Here is a 25416-nt window from a genome sequence, read left to right as displayed (position 1 = left end):
CTAAGATGACTCTTAGCTTATTTGCAATAAACTGTTTACAAGCTGTTTATATTAAGATGCAGTTGCTACGTTAGTACCAGTACAACCTGATGGGAGATATTTTGATTTATCAGGTGTGGCTGTGGCAAAGTCAGTATTACAAGTCCAAGTGCCGGCAGTATCACGTTGCCATGCCAATTTTTGACCTTTCAAGTTAGCGGCAGCATTTTGACCAAAAGTAGCAACGATAGAGGCTGTACCTGTAGATGTAATGTTTACTTCGGGTAAACCTGATAATGCTACACCACCAATGGCGGCGCCTTGGATGTTAGAAGCAGTCATACCAAGGTCATTCAAACCACATACGGTAGCAGAGGCAGTAGCACCTGTCTCTTTACCGGCTAATGCACAGTTTTCAACAGAAGTCTTAACAGATGAGGTCTCACCCATTACACGTGATACTTGTGACTTAGCGATATAGTTCTGATACTGAGGAATAGCAATCGCAGCCAAGATACCGATAATAGCAACAACGATCATTAGTTCGATTAAGGTAAAACCTTTTTGAGCAGTGTTCATATGAACTCCTTTTGGGTATATAAAGACAAGTGGTTATCAGCACTCTTTATCTTTAGGGATATAGTTTATTTTTTCTTACTATAAAGTATGCATATAGCATACCAATTTTAAAAAAATTACTATTTTTAGCATTAAATCACACTGTTCAACCGAATATTTAAGAGTTATAGCTATTTTCTAGCTAAATAGACTTACATATTACTGACAATATTGCTGCCAACTTACTGAAAATTGTCAGTACACCCATGTATTAGGAGTAAAAAGTAAATATACGTGACAATTTTTGTCAAAATTTGTGATAGTGGCAAAAATTGTTATTTATTCCAGTCATTACCAGTACCACACTTCCTATTTGCACCCTGAATACGACATTTTATGTTTTGATAGTTAAGACTTAGATTGCCATCGTTAGCGATTTGACTACCTGTTCTTGGAATTGCTGTGATTGTCCATTTAGTAACGAGTGGGTCTGTTATTGTTACATCATATAGCGCAGTGCCCTGTCTTGGGTATGCAGTGGCAAATTCCGTTTTGATACCTGCGCTAATATCGCTGTAGCTGCCTTGAGCCAACTTACGGCTTTCAATCTGAGAGGCAATATTTTGCATCTCGCTCATCATGTCCGTACGTTTGGTCTTGATGACATATTGCTGATAACTAGGGTAAGCAATTGCCGCTAAAATACCGATTATAGCGACAACGATCATCATTTCTACAAGCGTAAAGCCCTGCTGATGTATCGATATTGGTTTAAAATTTTTGGTGGCTATCAGCATTACCAGCTCTCCTGTCCAGTGCCGCAATCAGTAGAAGCGATAGTGACCGTCCTATCCTTACTTTTGCATTTCACGCCTGTATTACTGGTCATCAAAATTTGCGCATCTGAATTTTTAAGGGAGGTATTTGGCTGAGCAAACATACGCCACGAGCTACCCGCAGTAGAGTAGCTTGTACCTATAGGCGCTAAAGTATTGCCTGTACTACCATCGACTAACATAATCAGATAATCGTAATTGGTGCTATTGCTACCTCTAGGGACGTAGATAGTTTTATTATCAGTCGCGTCATATCCATAGCTATAAGTACCATCACTTGCTTGCTTTTTTGGTTTGAAGCCCTTATAAGTCAAAGCACTAGCACGCCAACGGTTTAGCTCTATATCCAGTTGCTGCATACTCGCTTGCGCTTGCGATTCGGCATTGCGTACTACAAACTGACGGTAAGACGGAATCACAATCGCTGCTAAGATAGCTACTATCATGATGACCACCATCAGCTCTATGAGCGTAAATCCTAGCTGTTGCTTCAACGCTTTCATATTCATGCGACTATCCTATCAGTCTACTTCGTACCATACTTTCGGCTGTAGAGTATAACGTTCGTTAAATATAAAATCGGGCGCTGTGCCATTACCTATGATGCTGTCAGCCGCTGCTAAACCACCTTGATTCAATCCCTTTGGATTGGTAAGTGCATTGAAAAGCCCTTTACCATTATCAGATCCAAAGTTGACCCGATCATTCACACGCTCGGTCAATGTACGTGTACCAATAAGTAAACGCTGATTGGATAGGTTCGAGCTACGTGGTCCGAGTGTTAGCTCTTGTATGCCTTTGCCTGCTTGCACATATCCAGCAGTGCCATTCTTAGAGGCATCATCCGTACAGATACCATAGGGTAGGCAATAGAGCTGTCGCTCTGAACCACCTGTCACTTTAGCAGAGCAAGAATCTACAGCACCATAGCTCATGTCTGGATTGTAGACAGTCGTATATATAAAGCTATCAACCACTTCAGATTTACCGATACCTTTACCATATCTCACATTACCGTAGCCATCAAAACGAGTCAAAGGATAATACCAACCTCTTTTTGTGCCAGCTTTTAGAGTATTAATGGTCACATTTTTTTGAGCTAAGGTATATCCTGTGGCAGTCAGCGTCCCAATGGCTGAAGGCAACTCAGCTAAATTACTTGAGGCGGTATTGTTAGCGGTTAAATCTACGATTGCTTGACCTCCTGCTGTTCCTGCAGTCGTAAAGTTATTGGCATAAAAAACATTATCTAGCTTGGTAACATCGCTATCTATAATGCCATACAGCCTATCAGCCTTGGTGTTATCACGTATTTTTGATAAAGGCGAGCTACGATCACCTGAGATCGCATTAACCAATGCAAATAAGCTGTTGCTACTATCATTACGATAGAAACTGACAACTGGACGCTCGTAAAAGCGATAGTTATATTTTGCATCGCTGCCTGTATAGGCGCTTTGGAGTACACGAGTGACTCTGGTATTACTAAAAGAAGTTTCAGGCGATGCAGTTCCTGATGTTACTGGTCTCACAAAGCCAGCATTAGTAAAATCAGCACGGAAGATTTGACCACCTAAGTCTGCAAAATAGATATGATCCATAAAGCCATCGTTATTACGATCCAGCGTGGTCACACCAGCGACGATACTATTGGTCATACTCGTAACAGTCCTCGACGGTGAACCCTCAGCTGAAGCTGACCATATCAAAGCACCCGTTCTGGCATTGATAATATATACCGCATTGCCCTTAGTCGATGTTTTGTTTGAGCAAGCACCTAACGTCGTATCTGTAACTCCAACTTGAAAGGCCTCATATTCGTAACACATATCATAGCCACCACCGAATACCAAAACATCAGTACCAGTATCAGTACTACTGGTTTTTATTTTAGCTTTGGTAGGTTTTCCCCATATCTGACCCATGCGACTAAAACCTGAGGTCGCTGGTGTAATGGCAAATATCATACTAGGGTTATCACTATCATTTAGGTTTAGCCCATAAAAAGCCTCGCCGCCCATACGTAGGCCACCATAAGCGAATACTCCTTTACCACCTGTTGTATTGACATTTACTCTATTGTTAGACAAATTATAATTATAGTCAGCGGTGACCAACCAAGGAGCATCTATACCAAAGTTTGGTGACCCTATATCAGCTTTAGTTGCATCTTTAACAAGAGCATCTGACTTACTAGCATCTCTTAACATCTCTCTTGGTATAATGATAAATTTTTCTTCTCCGCCATTACCCGCTCCTTGGTTATCTGCATCTACTAAATGTAAGCCACCTTCTGATGAGCCAAATAGTACGTAATCATCACGCGTGTCGGTAACTCTACCAGTAGTAGCATCAAGGTTTGCTGAATAGGAGACGGCCGCTGGGGTAGAGTGAATAGTAGCACCAAGCACCTTGATAGCTTTCGATACATTGGCTGTGCTAAGTGTCATGTCTTTTACAGCTGCACTCGAAAGAATATCGAATCCTAAGAAATTCAATAACTTTCTTAACGTTGCTTCATTATAGGTAGCAGTATCTTTAAATGTAGTATTCGTCAAAGCCACTCCATCTACTACTACCTTACCAGCAACACTCACCCCTACTTTTCTTAAAACTGGTTTTTTAGTAGATGAGTTTTCCCAGTCTTCGACATAAAGTGTTCTAACTGAGGTGACGCCAGTGGCTGGTGTATTTAATTGCGCATAAAAACCACCAGACTCTACCTTATCGTTGATACCTACACCATTGGCATTGGTATAGTTTTTATCTGACCACATATCTTGGGTCTCTGGATCCAAATCACCTGCGATACTTTTGAATAGCTTGGCGTTACCTTTACCATATAAGGTACCTTCATTTAGGGTGTATTTTTTTAGATTACCTTCCCAAATGACTGCATTTTCAGCTACTTTGGGTTGTAACGTAGGGTAATAGGCAACAGCGAGTTGACTATCGGCACGATAAGGGTCATCAGGTATAATAATCGTACCTGATGGTACCGACGGTAAGGTTTGGTTCAAATCAGCGACGAAGGTGATAATACTATTGACAATATCCTCTGTAGACTGCGCTGAATAGAAGCCACCCTCACCGAACCCACCAACCCCTAGTAAAGACGGATGTTTTTTCTCACCCCAGTTACAAGCATTTCTAGCATCAATATTTGTGATATTTTCGCAGTTGTAAAAATCGCGATTTGCTGTAATACCCGTTTTTGGGTTGGTATAAGGGAGGTTGACGATATCTGAATCATCAACATCAAATGCTGAACCAAAACCAACGACTGCTGTATAGATTTCTTGATCTGTACCTAATGGGCTAATTGTCGAGTCACGTAATGCTTTGGCAAATGCTCCAACCTCGGGCATACCATTACTATTCTGACTACCGCTAGGCAATGTGACTGACGGTAAGTTGAATGATGATGATCCTAAAGCAGATCTCATTAAGGGCAAAGCGTTGGGAGAGCTATTTGGTTCGCCATCAGTCAAGAAATATATACCACGCCCATCACAGCTAGAAGGTGATGAAAGTGGACTAATATAATTAGATCCAGATATAGAATTTGTAGTAGATTTAGCAAAACCACTAAAGCCCCAATTTTCTGAACTTTGAGTTGTGTCTTGTAATAGACAGTTATTACCTGTATATATGCTACATCTTTTGATCGTATAGCCATTTGAAGATCGAGTTACTGTTTCGCTAGTGAGACCGTTACATCTAGACACATCACTGGTCTCATTCCAAGAGTTACACACGCGATAAGAGTTTCCCCCTACGCTGACAAAGAACTCTCTTGGACGAGTAATTGAAGCAGATGTATTCTTACCTAACATATAAGCGCCAGCCTCTGCATAAGCATTGGCAGTTGGCGTTCCGTTTTCGCCAATCAATGGTGCAACAGCTGCTTTGATCTCATTTCGTTGGGATTGATTGAGAAGTCTTGCGGGTACCACTATTTTGCCGCTCGTTCCATCGGCACTAATATATGCGTTGTTCCTACCACTTTGAGTAGAAAATTGACCAATACCAATAGCCACTTTACTGGCATCTATTTGAGTATTGTCCATTAAGGTAAATAATGCATCTTTTAGACGAGTCAAACGGTCATAAGATCGAACATCATCTTTGAAGTAATAGGTATTGCCATCATTAGTTCCAGACTTAAATCCACTAGTCGACGGAGCAGCTATCTCAACATCACATTCTGTACCTCCAAAACTAAAACTACCTAAACCATCGCTTTCACCACAGATGTACCATTTGCTGCCTCTGTTGCGGTAAAAAAACTTTCTAGTCTCACAGTATCTTTTAATATAAGATGGCGTGGTTGAGGAATTTTCTGTTTTGACACCAAGAGAAGAGACTCCGGAAGGTAGGTCACAGGCCCCTGTGGTCACATTTGCCGCCATACTACCAGAGGTATCCAACATCATGGTAATAGTAGTCTTACCGCCCTCTGCCGCTTTATAAATCTCTAGATCGCCGATTCTTTTGTTTGCTACATCTGCCTGTGAGATTGGCATTACCATCATGGTAGCCATGGCAACGACTAGGTGCTTTAAAGGTAACGCAACTTTGCCACTGATTGGCGATACATTATTCAGTCGTTTCATGACTCTATCCTTATATTATATCGGTGTAATGAATAAGCAAGTTAAGGCGTTGTAGCTAGTACACACAGCGGATTTAGTGTCCCTCTGCCGAACGGATAACATTTGGTAGAAGAAGAAAGGTTTTCGACATCCGCTTGCTCATACAACGTTTTGCTAGGTGTGTTAGCCGCTAACAGACAGCCATTTAATGATTTTTTCCCAGCAGCTACGTTGGAGGCAATACTGGTTTGCTCAAAACATTTATCAGAGCCTGATTTTGGTTCACTATAAGCGGGGAGTGAAGAAGTTGGTCTGATATCGAACTGATACTTCTTACTGGTTCTATCCTCAATCTCTTTGCCAAGAACAACAGATTCAAACGGCTTTGCATTGGCACTAGGAGGCGTAACTGTAATACTCATCTGCGTCATGACGGCTTGTCTAGCACTGGTATAATCAGCTGCATCGGTGTAATCACAAACACCATTATTCAATCCATCTACATACCCGCCAGCAGGTGCTCTAACGGTCGCGCTGTTTGTTAGATAGCTTTGTGTCCGAGGGTTAAAGCAATAAATAAACTCGTTAATTTTATTGTCTTCAAATAATAAAAAATGACCCAATGCCCCTGTAGCACTCGTTACATCTCTGTATCCAGTAGAGTCTGCGCTCCCATTCACCATTACCTCTAGCTTTTGGTTGGCACTATCTGCTGACTGTAGTAATACAGTATTGATTTGGTCACTGGTCGCCACTTTAAGGTCAGTCGTACTTTGTCTAACCGCTATTGCACCTGCTAGCATAATAAGCACTAAAAATAACAAGACCACTATCAACGTCGCACCTCTCTCGGTGCTCCGATATGCCATATTGATATCTTTCTGTGTCGAACTTGATAAATCGCGGTATCGAATCACTTTGAGTCTCCTTACCAATATGCTATGGGCTAGTTAGATTTACGACACGAGCGTTACGCAATAACGTTGTGGTTTGATAGGTAGTCCGAACTTTCTTTGTGCTACTAGCATCTGTCTTTAGCTTATTATCTGCTGGTAATTGCCCTAACAAAGCAAATTCAGACTGTTCAGCACTTCCTATAACAGGTGTACTACCATGAACAATTAAACCAGCCTTAACGGCAGTTACTACTGGTTTGTCAGCCGTTATATTCAGATAAGCGCTACTCGGTAAATAAATCATTCTTCCTGCATTAGCGCCAGTTGTGTACTGTATACCCAATAGCACTTTAAACTGATCGACATTGACAATAAACTCTTGCCCTGCTTGACCAAAATTACGTGAATCACTTGATGGAGTCACAATGACTATTCCACCAGCGGTATTAACGCGCCCTGCATCACATGCCAATACTAAGTCTTTGATAGCACCAGTACTGGTATCCCCTGTTGCCTGACGTAAGAAATAACGCTCAATAACAATGTCATTAACAGCCGCACCTGCACCTTCGCAATCTGTCATTGGAGAGCCTGTGATGTTGGTATATTGAATAGTCAACTGATCGCTATTGGTATTGGTATTGGATATACCTGACCAGCCATTAGTACCAACAGTAGCATCTCCTGCGCGTCTCGTTAGATACCCTGTATTAGGATAAGGAGTAGGTGTAATCGGAATGCCAATATTAAGACCTGTTAAAACAATACCGCCATTAGGCGTAGTGCCATCAATTCTAGTGGTTGGGTTACCAAGATTGGCTAAGCGAATGCTTTTTTCTAATTGCTGTAACCCAAATACGCTCGCATCTTGTAACTCACTACCACTGGACTGAATACTACTTGTTTTTACATTTATCAAATATACTTGGATGACGGCTGCAGACACGATTAAACCGAGTACCAAAGAAATCATCAACTCTATTAAAGTGAAACCTACCTGACGATTATTCAGATTTATTTTTTGATGATTATATGACATCAGTACGCCTCCATAATAAAGCACTCTGCGCCATTCTTATAACTGCCATTTGCATTGGCACAAGCATCAGATGCAGTATCATCTAATGTAACTTTCGTATCACCCCAGCTAGCCACAAAACACTGTAACTCTTGCTTGCCTGATGTGCCTGGACAGCCGTTGGGAACCATGCCTATATTAATATCATTGGCGCTTGCATATGATTTTAATAATAATCCATCACGCGTTGCCATTTGGTTGATCGTGCAGGTCTGCGCGGCGGTGGGTGCCGTAGTTGCATTTGTTATACAGTTGTCTTTTGTTATGCTTCCTCCATCAATACTAATAGCGTTTGACGAGCCATTTATCGCTGCTTTGAAAGCAGCAATACCGCTAGGATTATTACGCATAGCCTCTGCTCCACCTCGCATGATAGCTAAAGAGCGAGTACGCATAAGGCTTTCGTCGGTTGCTTTTATCGCTGACATTTGCATGGCGCTGAACCCTAACACAGCCACAGCTAGCAATAGTAATGCCACCATTACCTCTATTAATCCTACACCTGCCTGTGTGGCTCCAATCTTCATTAACAGCTCCCAGCACTTATAGTATTAACGTTAGCAATATTAGTAAGTTTTACTTGTTTGGGCGTCTCACTGTTAGAGCCGCTATCACAGATGGTATATACTACTGTAGCACCACCAACTATTTTTTTGTTTGGTTGAAAAGCAATACTGGTTACAGTAGACGGGGTAATAGTTTGGGTAACAGTGCTCTTATCACTAATATTGTAACTAAATATATCGGTATTATTGGCGCGCAATTTAATCGTTTTAGGTGTACTGGTGTCAGTATATACAACCGTTACATTCTGACGACGGACAATACTCTCAACCTTGGCTTCCTTTAATGCATTAGCAATAGTAGCCGCAGTCGATTGAACGCGCTGATTGGCCAACTGGGTACTGATACTAGGCGCTGCTATACTGACAATAATGGCAAGCACAGCTATCGTTACCATCAGCTCAATCAGGGTAAATCCTGAGCTGGTCATTCGTAATGGGTGCGGTAGATTTTTCGCAGATGCGTTCACATCAAATCCTATTTATGGCTGTTGCAGCCCTAGTTTCTTAATGGTGCTGAGCACCTAGTTTTTATGGTGGTGAAGCCTGTGCCGCTCATCTAGTATCTTTAATAATTTGTACAATTTTCCTGCAATTTCTGTTCCATTTTTATTCATAAATAGCGTTGTAGTAACGGCTATGAAACAATGCACAGAGAAACAACAAATTTAGCTAAAGTAGATTCATAATATAGAGATAAGGTAACACATTAGCAACATAATAGTAGCCATCAATCGAATGAGAATACTTCTATGACTGACTACCATGCGCTAGAGCATAAGCAATAAGAGGAGGTTTACGAAAGGTTAAAGCGTTATTGAGGGAGGTAATGCTAGACAAGCTATGTACTGTACGCCCTAACGCTTGCAGACTGGCACCGGTGGTGGCGACATCATCGAATAATATCAAGCGTTTATTGGGTGGGTTTTCAATTAATGTAAAAGCGTTGTCTAAATTACTTAAACGTTCAGCACGCGTCAGTCCTTGCTGACTGATAGTGTCATCTATACGCTGCACCCCATGCCATAGCGGTATTTGCCAATGTTTGGATAGGTGCGCTGATAAAATACTAACGGGATCAAAGCCACGTTTGATCAGGCGTTGAGCGGTGGTCGGCATGGCGACGATCATACTGTTGTCGTGATGACAGCCGTGCGGACGTGGGAGTTGACGCAAAGCGTGTAGCAATAATGGCAGCTTGGTCATATCTTCGTGATGCTTAAACGCACGAATCGCTTGGCGTATCGGATAATCGTAATAGGTCGCTGCTTGGATAGAGAGCGCACTGCCAGCAGCAATGTCTACCTGAAAGGGTTTGGGTAACCAGCTTATGCTGTAATGACAATGCGGACAAAGCAGACCTCTATTTAAACGCTTATCAAAGACATGGCGCAGATTGGCAACAACCGAATGATTGTTAGGCAAAGAACTAGATATGGAATTAACAGTATTTGATGAGTACTGTGACTCTACTATTTGGGATTTTTTTGGCTGGTCTTGTATCAGCTGAGATTGTGACACGCTTTGGTGAACACGGCATAACTGGCAGCGTATACTCAGATACTCTGCCAGCCATAGTCCGGTTTGGTAAGGCGCTAAGCGGTACATGCTTTATGGTCAGGATGACTATTGATACTAAAAACCCTTCCAGTCATTAAGCACAATACCAAAGCCAATAGACGTGTTTTCATGATTATAGTCGATGATAGACTCGCCATAACCTTGGAATAACTGCACCATACCATTGACGTTTTCTGACAACGGATAGATATAGTCGATTTGTGCAGCGCCCTTGTTCGTGCTTGGATTATAACGCAGGGTACCACTAAGGCTCTGCTGATCAGGCAAATCATACAAGAACTTGATATCGCCATAACCCATATAGTCTTCGATATCTGGATTGTCATCATCACTGCTATTATCGCTGTTCACGCGAGCCCATAGACGCGGTATAACTGAAAGCTTACCCCACTCCGCACCGGCCATCAAATAAGCACGATTCCATGAACGTGATAACGGATCGTCTTGTCCATTAGAATGGTGAACAGCACCGACACCTAACATACGTAGACGGCCACCAAAAGGTAGGTCAGCTGCTACTGGTTGGGTCAAAAATATTTCAGGCTGATAATCAGTCGCACGGAATGGGCGCGAGTTATCTTCGTTATAAACTTGCCAATGCGACTCTTGGGTATAACCAAACCACAAATCTGCACTGGTATCGAATAAATCTTGAGCAACTTTAGTCTTTAAAGACAACTGAAACTTCAGCTCAGTCTCACGTATGTCATTTGCAGACAAAGACTCTGTTTCTTGAGACGGTGTCCCTGGATTTAAATTGGGATCAGACGTATAAAATAGTGGTAATACGTAGGTTGGTCGATAAGGTCTGACCGTCCAAGTACCACGCTCGCTGTTCTTATCAAGGTCATAAGACAAACTAAGCGGCGTATACTTTTCGATATCGCCTTGCGTGACGCCCACATTTTCTAAGACTTCTGCTTCTCTTTGCGTCAGTCCAACGGTATCTAAGCTCTCAGTAGAATCTGACTGATTGACCAGTAAACCTGTATCGGTATTATTAGCCTGCACAATGCTCGTGGTATTCTCTTCAGCAAAGACGACTTGCGGGTTACCTGAAATGGTCGATTTGAAGGTTTTTGCCAAATCTAGCGGTTGTTTGGTGCTCGTGTAGCTTGGCGTTTCGCCTTGCTCAGCTACCTTATCGAAGCAGGCCAGACGGGCAGAACTGGTCTGTACTTGTGTACATTCAAAAAACAACTTCGCCTGCTTGGCGACAAAGTCATTACTCGGCAGCTTACTACGATCAATAGGCGTATTAGGGTTTTTTAGACGCTCGTAGATCACTTGTGGAGAGTTGTCATTGTCATATTCAAGCATAGCTTCTGCAACAGGTATCTCATTATAAACCTGACCGTCATTCGCCGCTTGTGCTTGCAAAGCCGTACAGCTTAAAGCGATACCCATAGCGATGCTCAGCTGAGTCTTTGACCCAAACCCTAAAACCATAAGGCTTCGAGTCTGATGCTGGGGTGTAAGAGGAGCAAACATAAGTGTCCTTTGTCATGATTGGCATTGAAGCCAGTAGATTATCTAATGCAGGTAGCATCAATAATAGCTAAGCTAAAGTTAGTCGTCAGTGATATAGATATGTGATTGAAAATTATTGGGGCGTGTCGCTCATAACCAGTTTTGGTAGCCATCGGCCATAGCATTGCTGCTTGAACATTGTTGCGTTATTGTAATAAAATTACTGCCATTATACTAGCGTTATCAAGACTTAATCTAGCATAGACTCAATTAATAATGACTTAACAGCCATAATGACAAACCCTTCTCTTAAATAGTAAATGCGGTCATTGTTAAGAAATAAGACACTGAACATATATTAAGAAATCGGTATAAAAAAACCAGCGTACCACTCAGCCTATTCGGCTGAGGGAGATGCTGGTTCATCGATGTGGGCTTTGAATGGATTTTTTAGTTAAATTGATCGTTCTTTAGAGCATCACATTTACTGTGTCTTATTCAATTCCGTCAATGTTTGCTCAAACTCTTGACGACCGATTTCACCGACTTGCTTATTCACCAATTGACCGTCTTGATAATACAATAGCGTCGGTGGACCAAACAATTGGTAACGTGCCAAGATAGCTTTTGAAGCATCTGTGGTTTCCGTGATATCTAAGCGCACCAATTGCCAATCCTGCATCTGCATAGGACGATTGTGGAATAGGTTTTTGTCCATAATACGGCACTCAATACACCATTCGGCAGTGACATCGACAATCACTTTAGGATTAGCCGCGGTAATCACATCCAGCTCCGCAAGAGTGGTAATGCGCACATCATTAGCATTGCTACTGGCATTACTCACGCCAGTCGTCTGGCCAGTCGTTTGCGCCATCATAGGGGAAGTTAGTGAGGCCAGTGGATGCAGACTATCATCGTTACCCAACGCTGCACCGATAACCAGTGTCGTCGCCCAAATACCTGCAATCAACCCCAATGCTTGGGTCAGCATACGGCCCTTGCCTATCCAGCTCCATGCCCATGTCGCCACGACCATAAACCATAGTGCCCAGACCAATAGCATGACTGGTGAGATAAAGACGCGCTCAATCATTAACAATGCCACGGCGAATAACAATAAAGAAAAGCCCAGCTTGACCCAATTCATCCACTCGCCAGCTTTTGGCATGATTTTGCCTTGCGTTGCCCCAATTAGGATCAGCGGTGCGGACAACCCAAAGCCCAGCATAAATAATGCGGCAAACCCTAATAGCGGACTACCGATGGTCGAAACGGCCAGTAATGCCCCGAATAATGGTGCAGACACACAAGGAGATACCACTAAGGCTGATAAGAAACCAGCAACCAAGCTACCACCCGTACTGCCTAGTTTGCTATCACCGGCTTGACTTAAACCTTGCATTTTACTGGTAATGGCACGCGGTAGACGAATCGTAAAGACACCGAGCATATAGAGTGCTAGCAAAACGAATACAATGGCAAAGCTGATTAAGATAATGGGGTTTTGTAGCCAACCGATGATACCTAATGACTCACCAAAGACAGCAATCACTGCGCCCAAGATACCGTAGGCAATAGAGACCCCTATTGCATAGCTGGTCGTTAAAATCACGCCTTTTTTGACTGTTGGATTTTTCTGACGGGCAACGATGTTAGCAACGATGGGCAACATTGGCAGCACGCAAGGTGTCAATGCCAAACCCAAACCTGCTAAAAATAGCAAGCCAAATGCTAGCCAAGGATGGCTCGCCAAACCAAAAGGATCGTTGTCGATAAAGTTATTAGATAATACGTTGTCGCTGTTGGTCGCCTCACCCGATACGTTGCTATCTGCTCCAGAGAGCGTATTCGCCGCAGCACTACCACCCAAAGAATCATACTCTACAGCGCTGTCATCTATTAGATCATAATCAATAGCACCATTGTCTGTCAGTGCTTGCTCTTTATCAGGCAAAGCATTGTCAAGATCAGTTGCAGCAGTACCTTCTGATGTCGTGTTAGAGTTTATAGTTGAATCGGTTGTACTCGCAGGACTGTTGTTTGCAGTAGAGCCATTAGACGCAGCCTCTTTGTTCGCAGCACTAGCATTATCTACCGTTATTTGTGCCGATGTGGCTACGATATCGACAGTCGTATTAATCTTTTCAGGTGGGTAGCATAGTCCAGCTTTCGCACAGCCCTGCCAGCCGACGACAATAGCGGCGTTATCTATATTCTTGCCACTATTATTCGTCAATGTGGTGGTAGCGATCATGTTTGCTTGATCAAACACCAACACCTTGCCAAAAGTTGGATCATCCATTGAATAGGGTGTTTGGCTAAAGGTGAACGGCGCAGCCGTCACACCCGCAGGTAGCGTGAGCTTAATTTGCTTCTTGTAGACGTAATGCTCAGGAGTGATATCAAAATTAATTGATAAACGCGTACCAGATTTGGTAGGTGTACTATCCGTACTGACTTGAAACGCCTGATTGACTGGCAAAAACTTTGACTGCCCAGCACTTTTATCGCTACTAAAGAGGTCGCTAAGCCCAGCTGCTTGCACCGTCATCGAGGTCGTTGTCAGACCGGTAAGTAATGAACCACTAGCGATAGCAAGCGCTAAGACATATGATTTTCTTTGACGAGTGGTGGCGCTGAATGATAAGGGTTTTTGTAATGTCTTGATGGACATGGATGGCTACCTATTATTACCGATATTTGAATCAACCTGCTTGCTGTTTGTCTGCGTGTTATCTGCGTGTCGCAGCAATGTTTATCTTCGTTTTAACTTTTTCTGGCGGATAGCATAATCCTGCTGTTGCACACCCTTGCCAACCGATAATAACGGGTACATTCTTGGCGCCTTTGCCATTGCTGGTAATCAGAGTCGTGGTTGCGATCACACTCCTTTGCGTAAATACAGACACCTTACCAAAAGTTGGATCATCGATTGAGACAGGTGACTGATTAAACGTAAACGGCGTGGCGCTCACTCCCTTAGGAAAACGTAAAGTGAGCTTATCTTTATAGACATAATGACCCGGAGTAATCTCAAAAGCGATCGATAAACGCGTGCCTTTAGAGGTGGCTTTGGTACTGCTGATAACTTGAAAAGCTTGATCGACTGGCAAAAACTTCGACTGTGAGGCACTGTTATTATTACTAAACAAGTCACTCAATCCTGCTGCTTGTACCGTCATGGAAGTCGCTGTCAGTCCAGTCAGTAGCGTACTACCCAACAAAACGAAAGACAATAAACAAGGTTTTTTCGCAGTAGCTTTGATAGTTAGTACTTTGCTTATTAGCATTTTGGAGAATGGCGTATTAATTGGCATGGTTGTCTACCTTTGATTGCTGCTTTCAATGTTTAGAAGTTGGCTGGGTTAGCGCTCAAAACCCAGCGCTACGATTAGCGCTGAACCTATCGACTTATAGTAGAATTACTTTAAAAAAATACAGTGCGACTGGGATGATTTTTTCGTAGCCTCTGTGATAGCAGCAAGCAAGCGAAATTTATACCAGTCGCACATAACTATTAGGGTCTGTTGAACATTCAAATATTAGGACTGCTGATCGCTAAAATCGCATCAAACTAGGCGTAAACCGACGATAATGTCGAGACCTTAGCTAGGTTTAAAACAACGTTTGAGGTGATTTTAGTATCAGCCTTTCAGGGCAGGACTATTTTTGACCAATGCATAAAAAATATCAACCAATAATGCCTTATTGATTGATATACATCGATCATTAACCGTGAGGTCGTAGATCTTGTTGTTTAAAACCGCTACCAGTTATTTTTTATTGGCAGTGGCGCTAAATGGTTTATAACTTGGCATAAATATCAGCATCTTGACCTTCACCGCCCTGCTGACCATCTGCCCCTAACGAGAATAAATCATAAGGGCGACCTTCATTACCCGGTGCCACATATTGCATCTCACTCTCCCAACCATCGGTTGGATAACCACCTTTGATATAGCCACCATCAGGATAGTTTTTGGCATCCGCAGGCGGTGTCGTCAGAGCATCAAGACCTTGAGCAGTGGTCGGATAGCGTGAGTTGTCCACCTTATACATATCAAGGGCATTCGATACGGTCGCTAGTGCGGTTTCAGTGGTTTTGACACGCGCTTTATCGCTTTGCCCAACAACTTTTGGCACTACCAAACCAGCAAGAATCGCCAAGATCACGATGACGACCATAATCTCAATAAGGGTAAATCCTGACTGGTAATGCGCTTTTGCTGGACGGCGCTGCACCGATAATGGCGTTTGCTCACCCATGGTACCCGAAGGAGCTTGGTTTATCTCACGTTGCGGCACCGTCTTTCCTTGAAGGTTGTCAATCATAGTCATCGCTTTTATCATCGCTTTTGGGATCAGAGTAATTTAAATCGTAAAATGGCAGTCAAGTTGTATTGATTAGTCTTGAGACGATTATCACTATAAACCATGGTTTTATTTTTATCCAGCGCTGCGCTCATATTGTCATCACAGCCAGTATTCAGTAACGGCTGACATTGATGAGCATAATTTTGACCTGCTTTCACTATAGCGTGGTGCTTGAGTTTGCCATAGCAAAAATGTGGCTCAGTCAACAATATACAACAGTAAGCAAATCTTAAGAAAGCTGGCGCAAGGTTTAGAAAGATATTGGCTAGCCTGCCAAATCATTCATATTCACAATCGGTAGCATCACTGCCATCACAATGATCATGACCACCACACCCATCAACACTAACATCAAAGGCTCAAGTAATGACAGCAAAGTACTGATAAAGTTGGTGGCTTCCGCTTCTTGCATATTGGCCGCGCGGCTGAGCATGTTTTCAAGCTCGCCTGAGTTCTCGCCACTTTTGATCATCTGTACCATCATCGGCGGAAAGTATGAGGATTTTTCTAACTGACTGGATAAGCTTGAGCCTTCTGTCACCCTATCGGCAGCAGTGATAATGGTTTTTTGAATATGCAAGTTGGTCGCAACGGCAGCGCCAATGTGTAGTGCCTCAATCAGCGGTACGCCTGAACGCACCAGTATCGCAAGGGTGCTGGCAAAGCGCGCGGCATTCAGACCTTTTGATAATCGTGCCAATATCGGCAGTCTCAGCACGACACTATCTATCGTCAGCTTACCTGCTTGTGTCTGAGCAAAGCGATAGAACAAAAACGCCGTCCCTGACAATACTAGCAGCATCAGCCACCACCACTGGGTAATGATGTTCGATAGGCTAAGCACGATTTGGGTAATCAAAGGTAGTGCTTGCTCAGATTGCTCAAAAACCTTGACGATTTTGGGCACCACGAAGCTCATCAAACCCATGATTACCCCGACTGCCATTACCATGAGCACAATCGGATAAACCATCGCACCTTGGATTTTCTTTTGCAGCGCAAAACGGTTTTCGGTGTAGTCTGCTAGCTGATTCAGGATCAAATCCAAATGACCGGATTTTTCCCCAGCAGCAATGGTAGCGATATATAACGGTGGAAAACTGGCTGCTTGCTGCAATGCACGGGCGAGGCTCAAGCCCTCTAAAACATGCGAACGCACGGCAAGCATTAAAGATTTGATATGGGTTTTTGGCGATTGCTTGGCGACGGCGGCCAGCGTTTCTTCAAGCGGAATACCAGCCGCGAGCAATACTGATAATTGACGCGTCAGAAGCGCCAACTCATAAGCTGAAGGTTTTTTATAACGGCTTTTATGTTGATTTTGTCTGTCATTGACCGCACTGACCTCAACGGGCGTCCACTGCTTATCACGCAGCTGCTGGCGTACTTGTCGCGCAGAATCCCCTTCAAGTAAGCCTTTTTGGACACCGCCGTGGTCGTCGAGCGCTTTATAATGATAAGCGGGCATAGCAGCGGATATCCTAAAGTAGTCAAAAAAGGGTTAGATTAGTGCGTAAATATCAGTGCGTAAATATCAATGCTTAAATAACGGCTGGCTTAGATAAAAAACCACTTAAAACAGAGGCGTTGAGTCGTTATTATCAGGCATCAAGCCTTGTAATAATAAAACATCCAGATGCTGCTGTTGCAATTTTTTATCAAAATCATTTACTTCAGCGATCAACATTCTCTCAATGCGTTTGTCACTGGCGAAAACACTAAGCCGCGCACAGATGACTGCCAGCTGATAGATACGTTTTTTACAATAACTGTCCAAGCCCTGTAGCAACCGCACCATATGCGGGGTTTCAAGACTGGCATACTCATAATCGGCAACGACCTGCTGACCAAGCGACGTCACGCTATAGCTAACAGACAAATGGGCGCAAAAATAACAACTGAATAAATAGCCGACGACATGACCGATGTAATAGCCACGGTCATAGGTAAAACTACTGACGCCAAAGTGACTGAGTACATAACTGTTGAGGCTGGCTTGCTCTAAGATAGGCTTGCCGTGTTTAAGCTTGCCAACCGTCGCGAAACGCAATGGATTGTGACCATCCTGCATGGTTAGCTGCCAGCCAGCTGGCTGCTGCGCGGGCATATGGCGCACGATATCTGCGATAATATCATCGACCACATGCAGCTGCTGCCAAAGCCTTTCAAGCGCATCGGTATCCATTAGACCGCGTTTATCAAGCTGCTGTGCGAGTAGATACTGTTGATATTCGGCAAACTGTGCTTTTAGCGTTTGCACCAAATAAGTGGGTCGTGTGGCGGCAGACGCCATATAAAGTAGACGCGTACGTTCGTGCTGGGCACGATACAGCGCCACACGCTGCTCGGCAATATTGGTTTCGTTGACAGCAGTTCTGTTAGTCTCTGCGTTTTCGATACCTGTGCTGTCAATCCTTGCGCTTTCACTCCCTACATTTTCAGAAGTGGGCAAGATGAATAATGCCAACAACGCTGCTTTATCAGGCAAAATCGCTACCTTATTTTTTAGCTTATCTTCTGATATAGGCTGATTGTGTCCGATATCATTTTTATCGATACTGCTGCTATTTTTGGCAAACGTAGAAGCGCCTTTTTGGTCATACGATTTTGCAGTTGGTTTTGCGGTCGGTTCAGTCATAACACACCATCAGCTTCAAAAATAAACATCGCTTGAGTCACCATATATCACTGCCAGACAGTAAGATATAAAGCGCTAGAAGCAAGTGGTCGCACCTAGGCGACTCATCACTCCATAGTACCTGAACCTAAGCGCATTGTCAGCTTTACAGCAGCAAAAGACTCTTAATCAAATGACGCCATTTAGGTTTCGTTATCGAGTGAGAATATTCAGTATTCAAGCATATATAAAACAAAAAAAGCGTTAAGGTCGAATATTCAACCTTAACGCTTTACGAGGGTATTTTTGCGATGATGCTTTGTGATGGGATTAAAGACGCTGTCAGACACTAAGCCAGCAGCTGTCTTTGGTACTGCTGACGATACGCTTTTGGCGACACCCCGTAGACGCGCTTAAAGGCTTGGCTAAAGGTCGAGTCCGATGCATAACCGACCAGCTCACTGATACGGCTGATACTGTTTTGCTGCAAACGTAAATAACGGGCGGCCAAACGCAAGCGATAATCGATTAAGTAGGTCAGTGGCGGCATACCGACAGTATCTTTAAAGCGCTGGGCAAAGCTGGAGCGTGACATGCCAGCGACCTCAGCAAGCGTCAGAATCGTCCAATTTTGGCTCGGTGCATTATGCATCGCGGCTAGCGCTTTGGTTAAAAACGGATCTTTCATCGCCTTTAACCAATTGTCTGTTGCCTCAGGTATGCTTTCGATATAAACGCGCAAACACTCAATCATCATAATACTTGCCCAATGATTGATCACTGCCGTTTTGCCCATGCGCTCATGCTGAGACTCTAAGGTTAAAAGTTTAATCTCTACATCAATGACCTCAAACCGACCATCGGTGTCATTATTGATCTCAGGCAATATCGATGGCAACACCGACAATAAAGGATTAACCATCTCTTTGTCGTATTTGCACTCGATTAGTATCAACGACGACTGCTCATCGCCATCACTTATCATATCAAGCGTATTGTCTTTGCAATTAGTGAGCAGCTCATCCAACGGCTTGGCATCATTCCCATGATGACTCAGCGCATAACTGACATGTTGATAAGCATTGGGAACCATGATGATGTCGCCAGCATGTGCCTCTCGTAAGCCATTGCCCACATCGATACAAAAGCTACCTGACATCACCAAATAAAATAGAATGGTGTCTTTTCTGGTCAATGAATACGACCAATTACCAGAACCATTTAAACGATAATATTTTGTTTCAAACAAATGCACATTTTGTAGCAATACACTCAGTGCGTCCATCAATAACTTCCTCAATAATCTATGGCAGTTGATCTTAACCCTGCAAAATAAACCACCTAAGAGATATTACACAAGAGAAATCACTTATCGTGGACTGCACTTAAAGTTATACGTACGCTAAACACATATCGAACCCGAATTTGTAGAAAGACCGTCCTTTATTGCCTCTGTAGAAATATTTAATATTAGCAACATTAATAGGGCTCAGTACTCTAAATTAGCCACCCTCACTCATACCATCAAATCATTACTCTAAATTTTTAATCAATAGTTTATATTTACTTAATAATGAGCAGTTTACCCTAAAAGAAGTAGGGATATATGACTAAATAAAAGCCAAGCCCTATCAAAATTAAGCTTTGTTAAAATTAAGCTCTGTCAAAATCAACTGTGCTTATAAAATATTGGTGACAAAACACTGATAAGAAAATTAGCGACTAATAAATCCGTTGGTGATTTAAAAAACCAACACGGCATGAGCGAAAAGTAAGGGGTGACACGCGATCGTCTAACCAGAAGAAAATGGTCAGAGAGTTGAAAAGATCAAGAAACAAAAAATGCAGACGAAAAAAAATGCCAACGAGGGCAATCAGTATGTATAAATAAGATAAGTAGAAAATAGTATTAAATAAAATGGGGCGACTGATGGGACTCGAACCCACGACAACCGAGATCACAACCCGGGGCTCTACCAACTGAGCTACAACCGCCATAACTATTTGCCAAGGAAGGCAAGATTTGCAGGCTAAATGGTGCGCCTGGCAGGATTCGAACCTGCGGCCACCTCCTTAGAAGGGAGATGCTCTATCCAGCTGAGCTACAGGCGCTCTTAAAGGACTTTTACAAATTTTGATCTGCTTATAATATTAGAAACTTATAACATCAAAAACAATATCATTATACATAAAAAAAAGCCTGTAAGGCTCTTAAAATAGATGGTCGGAGTGATAGGATTCGAACCTACGACCCTCTGGTCCCAAACCAGATGCGCTACCAAACTGCGCCACACTCCGAAATTCTCTATTATCACGATAGTTAAGTTGATTAATTCGTTATCAGCAATGCCGCTAACTGCTTAATGTTCCTCGCTATCGAGGTGCACATATTAAGGGGAAAAGACGATGCTGTCAACACCTATTTTCAATTAATTCATAAATTAACCAAATTTTATTGAAATTGTTTTAAATAGCCGTTTTTCGTTGCGAGTTATGGTTAGTGAAACACAGCAATGATAGCGTCTATCATTCTTGCAGGAGCTTACCGTTCAACGTGCCACTCAAGACATCAAAAGGCATAAGCCACAGCTTTGCCACGTTTGAGGGATTGCTGTCACTATCGCTGCTTCCTTGAACTTGTTGTCTGAGTGCTACCGGTTGCCTGATGTTACCTTGCACCGGATAGACCAACCACACCTGTCCTGCTTGATACGCTTGCGCATAACTGGTCAACTGATAGGCATCACTGGCACTGATCGCGCCTGAATGGCTCAGATGCTTCCACTTTATGTCGATCACATGGCTGTAGTTACGCGTTTTTTTTGCGCTAGCCGTGCCATGGCTATTTTTATAGGGATTTTCCCCATAATTTTTATCGTGATAAACATCATCGTAATCTGGTGTCTGATAAATAAGTAAATCCGGACGGATAGATAAGCATGCCTGCCCTTCTGCATCATTCAACCACACGCTTTGTGATTGATGCAGTGCATTATAATTTAAATTTAATTGCTCAAACATTGAGGCGATACGTCGGCTTGCCCATTGCTCAAAAGCTTGATTCATATCAATCAGCAGACACAAACGTGGTCGTGATGAAGATTGATTAGAGGATAAGTTGGTATCAAGACCGCTGCCTGTCTCTATATTTGACTGCTGCAATAGCCAATAAGCCAAATCTAGCAATTGCTGGGCGGCGTTTGCTTGTAGCTGACTCAGGGGTTGCAGCGCTAGTTGACGCTTTGCTTGCTGATATACCGACTCTAGTTGCTGCCGCTCATGGTAATTAAGCGCATGTACTGATTGCCAGAGCTGTATGGATTTTGGCGGCATGGCTGTTTGTAGGAGTGGTGCCAGCCATACCAATGCACTCTTGATCACGCGATTGCTCAGCATATCTTGGCTCAACACACTGCGCTCACAGACAAACTTGTGCGGTTGTACGCTATTGCGGCGCAGTTGCTCTTTGATCAACAGCCGACCTTGTAGCGTTGCTTGGTTGTCCACCTGAGCCTGATAATGCTGGGTCGGTTGATAGTGTGCCAAACGCTGTAAAAACTGGTGTGCGAGCCAATCCGACAACGATGGTGCGCTTAGCGGCAGCGGCGTCACCTGCGCGTTAAATTGCCCTAAGTTTTTTGTATTGGGCAGTTTGCTATGGTATTGGTTACTAGGATTAATCAAGTCGGACAGCATATTTTGCACCCATTGACGGGCTTGTCTGATATCGCTAGCGCTATTTTGATGAGATTCATAAAACTGCTGCTGTGGCGTGCGACTGGTAGACGCTGAGGCAATCATCTTGGGCAAAATCTCAAGCGTCATACCGCTGGGCAATAACACTATGCCAATATAATGCCCGACCTTTAGCTGCCATTGTCTCTGCTTGCGTTTGATAGTAAATACGGCAAACTCTTGCGCCATCAACCACTGAAAATCAGACGCTTGCAAAAAATCATGAACCGTCAAACGCTGATGCTCAAATACCGTCATGATATTGGTATCAAGCGCCTTCATAGTAGTGCTATTAACATTACTGGCAATACTGTTATTGGCGCTACTGTTATTGGCGCTACTGTTATTGGCGCTACTGTTATTGGCGATACCATTCGTAGGGGCATATGCGACGCTATTGATGAACACTTGGTAACCTTATTAATATAAATGCTGGTAGACAGCTAGATTGGTAAACTCACCTGTCCTTGCGAGAAAATCTTCATTAATCTTATAGCTACCAGTATGCATCGACTGTCCTAAAAAGGCATTGTGACCGCTAAATAATTGACTTGATGTCATAGTATTCGTCTGGTCATTTATTTCGTCATCCAAATGCTGACTAATCGCCGCTTGGCTATCTTGTATAAACTGCGCCCTCATCGGCTGCTGCTCATCTCTGAACACGTACTGCAAGATAGCGACTTGCCCGCCCGCCGCTTGTGCCAATTGTGGAATAATTTGTTCAATCAATGCGGTCTGTAGCTGCGCCAAACTCTGTACACCAAACAGAAATGCATGACCCAATTGTGCCTCCATCCCCAACGTTTGGCTAATGCGATTGTTTAGACCCATTAGCAATTTGGTCAAATCTATGGATGCTGCTGACTGAGTGCTTTCTAAACTTTGATTGGCGTTGCCAAAATCTGTGATAATAGATAACAGTTCTGGCTTTGGCGGACAGTGAATAAAGCGAAAGCGACGCCGCAAAGCCATGTCTAATGGCGCTAAAGAATGGTCTTGAATATTCATCGTGGCGTAGATATCGACATTCGCTGGTACACTAAAAGCGCGCCCAGAGTAGGCCAAATTAACGCTCATAGCGTTTGCCGTGCCAGCTCGCTTATCTGCTTCAATTAAGCTGAGTAGCTCACCAAATACCCGTGAGACGTTGGCACGGTTAATCTCATCGATCAGCATGGCATAGCGCTGTTTAGGGTCGCGTGCCGCACGCTGACAAAGCTTGAGGAACGCGCCATCTTGAATAGCGTAGCTCATTTGTGCTTGGTTATTGCCCGTTTGACCAGATGCCGCCATAACGGGACGAATACCTTCAACAAATTCTTCATAACCATAGGCCTGATGAAAACTGACCATATTAAAACGCTGGTCACTAAAAGCGTGGTGTTGGCTTGCGGTATTATCATGCTGCGCCTGCTGAAACTCCGCTAATTTCTGCGATAAATCCTTTAGTAATGGCATGCTCTCAGGGAGCAAATACCATGCCCCGCTATTGTCTTTATCAAAGTAGGCTTGGCTAGCACGGTTCTTGTAAGTGACCGTTTTTGAGCTAGTGGGACTGTGCATTTGCAGCACTGACCATGCCGTGTTACTTAAGTTTTTCTTGCGCGCATTCTGTGCGGCTTTGGCGACAAAAAATTCATGACTGACGATTTCAGGTACTTTTACGAGGTCTTGTTTTTCAGAGTGAAAATCTAAAAACACCAAACATACCACATCACGCCAGCTTAGCGTTTGTAATAACTGTGCCAGCAAATCAGCTTCGTTTGCTCTCGGCAAGTAGTCGGTATATCGCTGAGCAATTTGGAGCAACTGGTAGGTTTTACCAGTACCAGCGACGCCAGTATAAATAATATTGGTCGGCTCATGAATCTCTCTCTCGGGCATAACGTCATCCAGCATCCAAAATGGGTATCAAAAAAATAATAAAATCGTGCTAAAATACCACTATTACAGCATGGTTATTTTTACAGTTAGCAGCTTAATCTAACAGATAGCTTCGTCTAAAAGTATTTCACAAGCTCTCATCACTCCTAATTACCCCTGATTACCCTTAATTATATGGCTACGTTACTGGCATTTTATAAGCGCGGTAGTTCATGCTAATAATAGTAGTGACACTTGGGTTAAGGTAATATGGTCGCAATAGCGGTGACGATAACCTCTACCTCACTTGCCACTATCATGAAAATTTATCATGCTAAAATCTCATCTAACTGACCTAAATAAGGAATTTTGTATGTCAGGATTATTAAAAAGACTCCCTAGTAAGCTGACCAATAAATTGCCAGCCAACAACACTGACAGCACAAGATCGCCAGTCGAAAAACCCAATAGCACTCTTAAGCCAGTGAACAATCAATTCACCAAACTCTTATCGGTGACTAAATATTTACCCGCTGGCGCGCGCTCTACTATTTTATCCAAAGCTTTTGGCAAAGTGGTGCCGTATGTGGGCACGACGGGCGTCTATTATGAAACAGTCGACCCCAATCAAGTCGTGGTCAGCTTGAATAATAGCAAAGCCGTGCAAAACCATATTGGCTCTATCCACGCTGTTGCCATCACTTTACTGGCTGAGACCGCAACGGGCTTTATTTTGGGTTTAAACCTACCTTCTGACCGTGTATTGCTGATTAAATCTTACTCGATTAATTTTTATCGCCCGATTAAAAAAGGTCAAGTGGCCGCAGTGGCAACCTTGTCTAATGAGCAACGCTTGGACATTTTAAACACCCCAAAAGGCGAGATGGTTATTCCTTGCGTGATCCATGACCGCGAGTCTGACAGTGATCGCGACCCTATCGTGGTTGAAATGCTATGGGCTTGGGTGCCGAAATCAGAGTTAGAAGCACGTCGCCAAGGACAAAACAATAAGTCCAAAACTGAGACTGAGCAATCTAGTGACTCTGCTGCTAATACAGCCACAGACAGCACGTCAGCTAAAAGTGATGATAAAATTAAATGATAACGTAACAACAAGCGCGCTACTTAATACTCTGCTTATAGCGCATTTTTGATCCATAAGCTTATACCATTCACAAAAAGAAGCGTAGCCAGAAAGACGAGTGAACGTACTACTTATTGTAGACTAAACGAGTTTGACGCCGCTAATCGTACTTTTTGGGTTT

The 25416-nt window shown here is 43.2% G+C and carries 19 protein-coding genes and 3 tRNA genes; 1 reads left to right on the top strand and 21 read right to left on the bottom strand.

Annotation, left to right across the window (positions count from 1 at the left end; all coding sequences use genetic code 11):
* Positions 1-51 precede the first annotated feature (51 nt).
* The 21 genes from IOD06_RS09925 to IOD06_RS09825 all read right to left on the bottom strand — a co-directional run bounded on the left by IOD06_RS09925 (position 52) and on the right by IOD06_RS09825 (position 24172).
* The gene (locus tag IOD06_RS09925) at positions 52-558 is read right to left on the bottom strand and encodes a pilin (protein ID WP_194620751.1); all 507 of its coding nucleotides are present in this window, start codon (positions 556-558) and stop codon (positions 52-54) included.
* Positions 559-872: 314 nt separating this feature from the next.
* Complete coding sequence (locus IOD06_RS09920; protein ID WP_194620750.1) at positions 873-1334, bottom strand: type IV pilin protein; 462 nt, start codon at positions 1332-1334, stop codon at positions 873-875.
* A complete protein-coding gene (locus IOD06_RS09915) occupies positions 1334-1882 on the bottom strand; it encodes a type IV pilin protein (RefSeq protein ID WP_194620749.1) in 549 nt (182 codons plus the stop codon). The genes IOD06_RS09920 and IOD06_RS09915 overlap by 1 nt, the downstream gene beginning before the upstream one ends.
* 12 nt (positions 1883-1894) lie before the next feature.
* Positions 1895-5989 carry a pilus assembly protein PilY gene (locus tag IOD06_RS09910; RefSeq protein WP_227669983.1) on the bottom strand — a complete coding sequence of 1365 codons (4095 nt, stop codon included), beginning with the start codon at positions 5987-5989 and terminating at the stop codon, positions 1895-1897.
* Between the two features lie 41 nt (positions 5990-6030).
* Complete coding sequence (locus IOD06_RS09905) at positions 6031-6837, bottom strand: PilX N-terminal domain-containing pilus assembly protein (protein ID WP_227669982.1); 807 nt, start codon at positions 6835-6837, stop codon at positions 6031-6033.
* A gap of 70 nt (positions 6838-6907) precedes the next feature.
* Positions 6908-7903, bottom strand: coding sequence for a PilW family protein (locus IOD06_RS09900; protein WP_194620747.1), 996 nt, complete (start codon positions 7901-7903; stop codon positions 6908-6910).
* Positions 7903-8469, bottom strand: a complete 567-nt coding sequence (pilV, locus tag IOD06_RS09895; protein ID WP_194620746.1) for a type IV pilus modification protein PilV — start codon at positions 8467-8469, stop codon at positions 7903-7905. Before pilV ends, IOD06_RS09900 begins: the two co-directional genes overlap by 1 nt.
* Positions 8469-8975: a prepilin-type N-terminal cleavage/methylation domain-containing protein gene (locus IOD06_RS09890; RefSeq protein ID WP_320157435.1), complete on the bottom strand. Its 507-nt coding sequence runs from the start codon at positions 8973-8975 to the stop codon at positions 8469-8471. Before IOD06_RS09890 ends, pilV begins: the two co-directional genes overlap by 1 nt.
* A 280-nt stretch (positions 8976-9255) precedes the next feature.
* Positions 9256-10113: a ComF family protein gene (locus tag IOD06_RS13610; RefSeq protein ID WP_227669981.1), complete on the bottom strand. Its 858-nt coding sequence runs from the start codon at positions 10111-10113 to the stop codon at positions 9256-9258.
* Between the two features lie 27 nt (positions 10114-10140).
* A complete protein-coding gene (locus tag IOD06_RS09880) occupies positions 10141-11577 on the bottom strand; it encodes a phospholipase A (RefSeq protein ID WP_194620745.1) in 1437 nt (478 codons plus the stop codon).
* Between the two features lie 463 nt (positions 11578-12040).
* A complete protein-coding gene (locus IOD06_RS09875) occupies positions 12041-14233 on the bottom strand; it encodes a protein-disulfide reductase DsbD domain-containing protein (RefSeq protein WP_194620744.1) in 2193 nt (730 codons plus the stop codon).
* A gap of 58 nt (positions 14234-14291) precedes the next feature.
* A complete protein-coding gene (locus IOD06_RS09870) occupies positions 14292-14876 on the bottom strand; it encodes a protein-disulfide reductase DsbD N-terminal domain-containing protein (RefSeq protein WP_194620743.1) in 585 nt (194 codons plus the stop codon).
* Positions 14877-15363: 487 nt separating this feature from the next.
* Positions 15364-15825 (bottom strand): type II secretion system major pseudopilin GspG, encoded by a 462-nt coding sequence (gene gspG / locus IOD06_RS09865; protein WP_189584089.1) that lies wholly within the window; start codon positions 15823-15825, stop codon positions 15364-15366.
* 373 nt (positions 15826-16198) lie between these two features.
* A complete protein-coding gene (gspF, locus tag IOD06_RS09860) occupies positions 16199-17401 on the bottom strand; it encodes a type II secretion system inner membrane protein GspF (RefSeq protein ID WP_010195833.1) in 1203 nt (400 codons plus the stop codon).
* Between the two features lie 105 nt (positions 17402-17506).
* A complete protein-coding gene (locus IOD06_RS09855) occupies positions 17507-18571 on the bottom strand; it encodes a hypothetical protein (RefSeq protein ID WP_194620742.1) in 1065 nt (354 codons plus the stop codon).
* Positions 18572-18899: 328 nt separating this feature from the next.
* Positions 18900-19835, bottom strand: coding sequence for an AraC family transcriptional regulator (locus tag IOD06_RS09850; RefSeq protein ID WP_194620741.1), 936 nt, complete (start codon positions 19833-19835; stop codon positions 18900-18902).
* A 634-nt stretch (positions 19836-20469) separates the two neighbouring features.
* A tRNA-His gene (locus IOD06_RS09845) sits at positions 20470-20545 on the bottom strand.
* A gap of 40 nt (positions 20546-20585) precedes the next feature.
* Positions 20586-20662 (bottom strand) — tRNA-Arg (locus tag IOD06_RS09840).
* 109 nt (positions 20663-20771) lie between these two features.
* A tRNA-Pro gene (locus IOD06_RS09835) sits at positions 20772-20848 on the bottom strand.
* Between the two features lie 228 nt (positions 20849-21076).
* Positions 21077-22693, bottom strand: a complete 1617-nt coding sequence (locus IOD06_RS09830; protein WP_320157434.1) for a hypothetical protein — start codon at positions 22691-22693, stop codon at positions 21077-21079.
* A gap of 12 nt (positions 22694-22705) precedes the next feature.
* The gene (locus tag IOD06_RS09825) at positions 22706-24172 is read right to left on the bottom strand and encodes an McrB family protein (protein ID WP_194620740.1); all 1467 of its coding nucleotides are present in this window, start codon (positions 24170-24172) and stop codon (positions 22706-22708) included.
* A gap of 352 nt (positions 24173-24524) precedes the next feature.
* On the opposite strand from IOD06_RS09825, the gene IOD06_RS09820 reads away from it, so the two are divergent.
* The gene (locus tag IOD06_RS09820) at positions 24525-25253 is read left to right on the top strand and encodes a DUF4442 domain-containing protein (RefSeq protein WP_194620739.1); all 729 of its coding nucleotides are present in this window, start codon (positions 24525-24527) and stop codon (positions 25251-25253) included.
* The last annotated feature ends 163 nt before the right edge of the window (positions 25254-25416 follow it).

The sequence above is a fragment of the Psychrobacter sp. N25K4-3-2 genome (genome assembly GCF_015351755.1).
Taxonomy (GTDB): Bacteria; Pseudomonadota; Gammaproteobacteria; order Pseudomonadales; family Moraxellaceae; genus Psychrobacter; species Psychrobacter glaciei.
The sequence above is the reverse complement of the archived record's forward strand: the minus strand, read 5'-3'. Positions and strand labels throughout refer to the sequence as shown.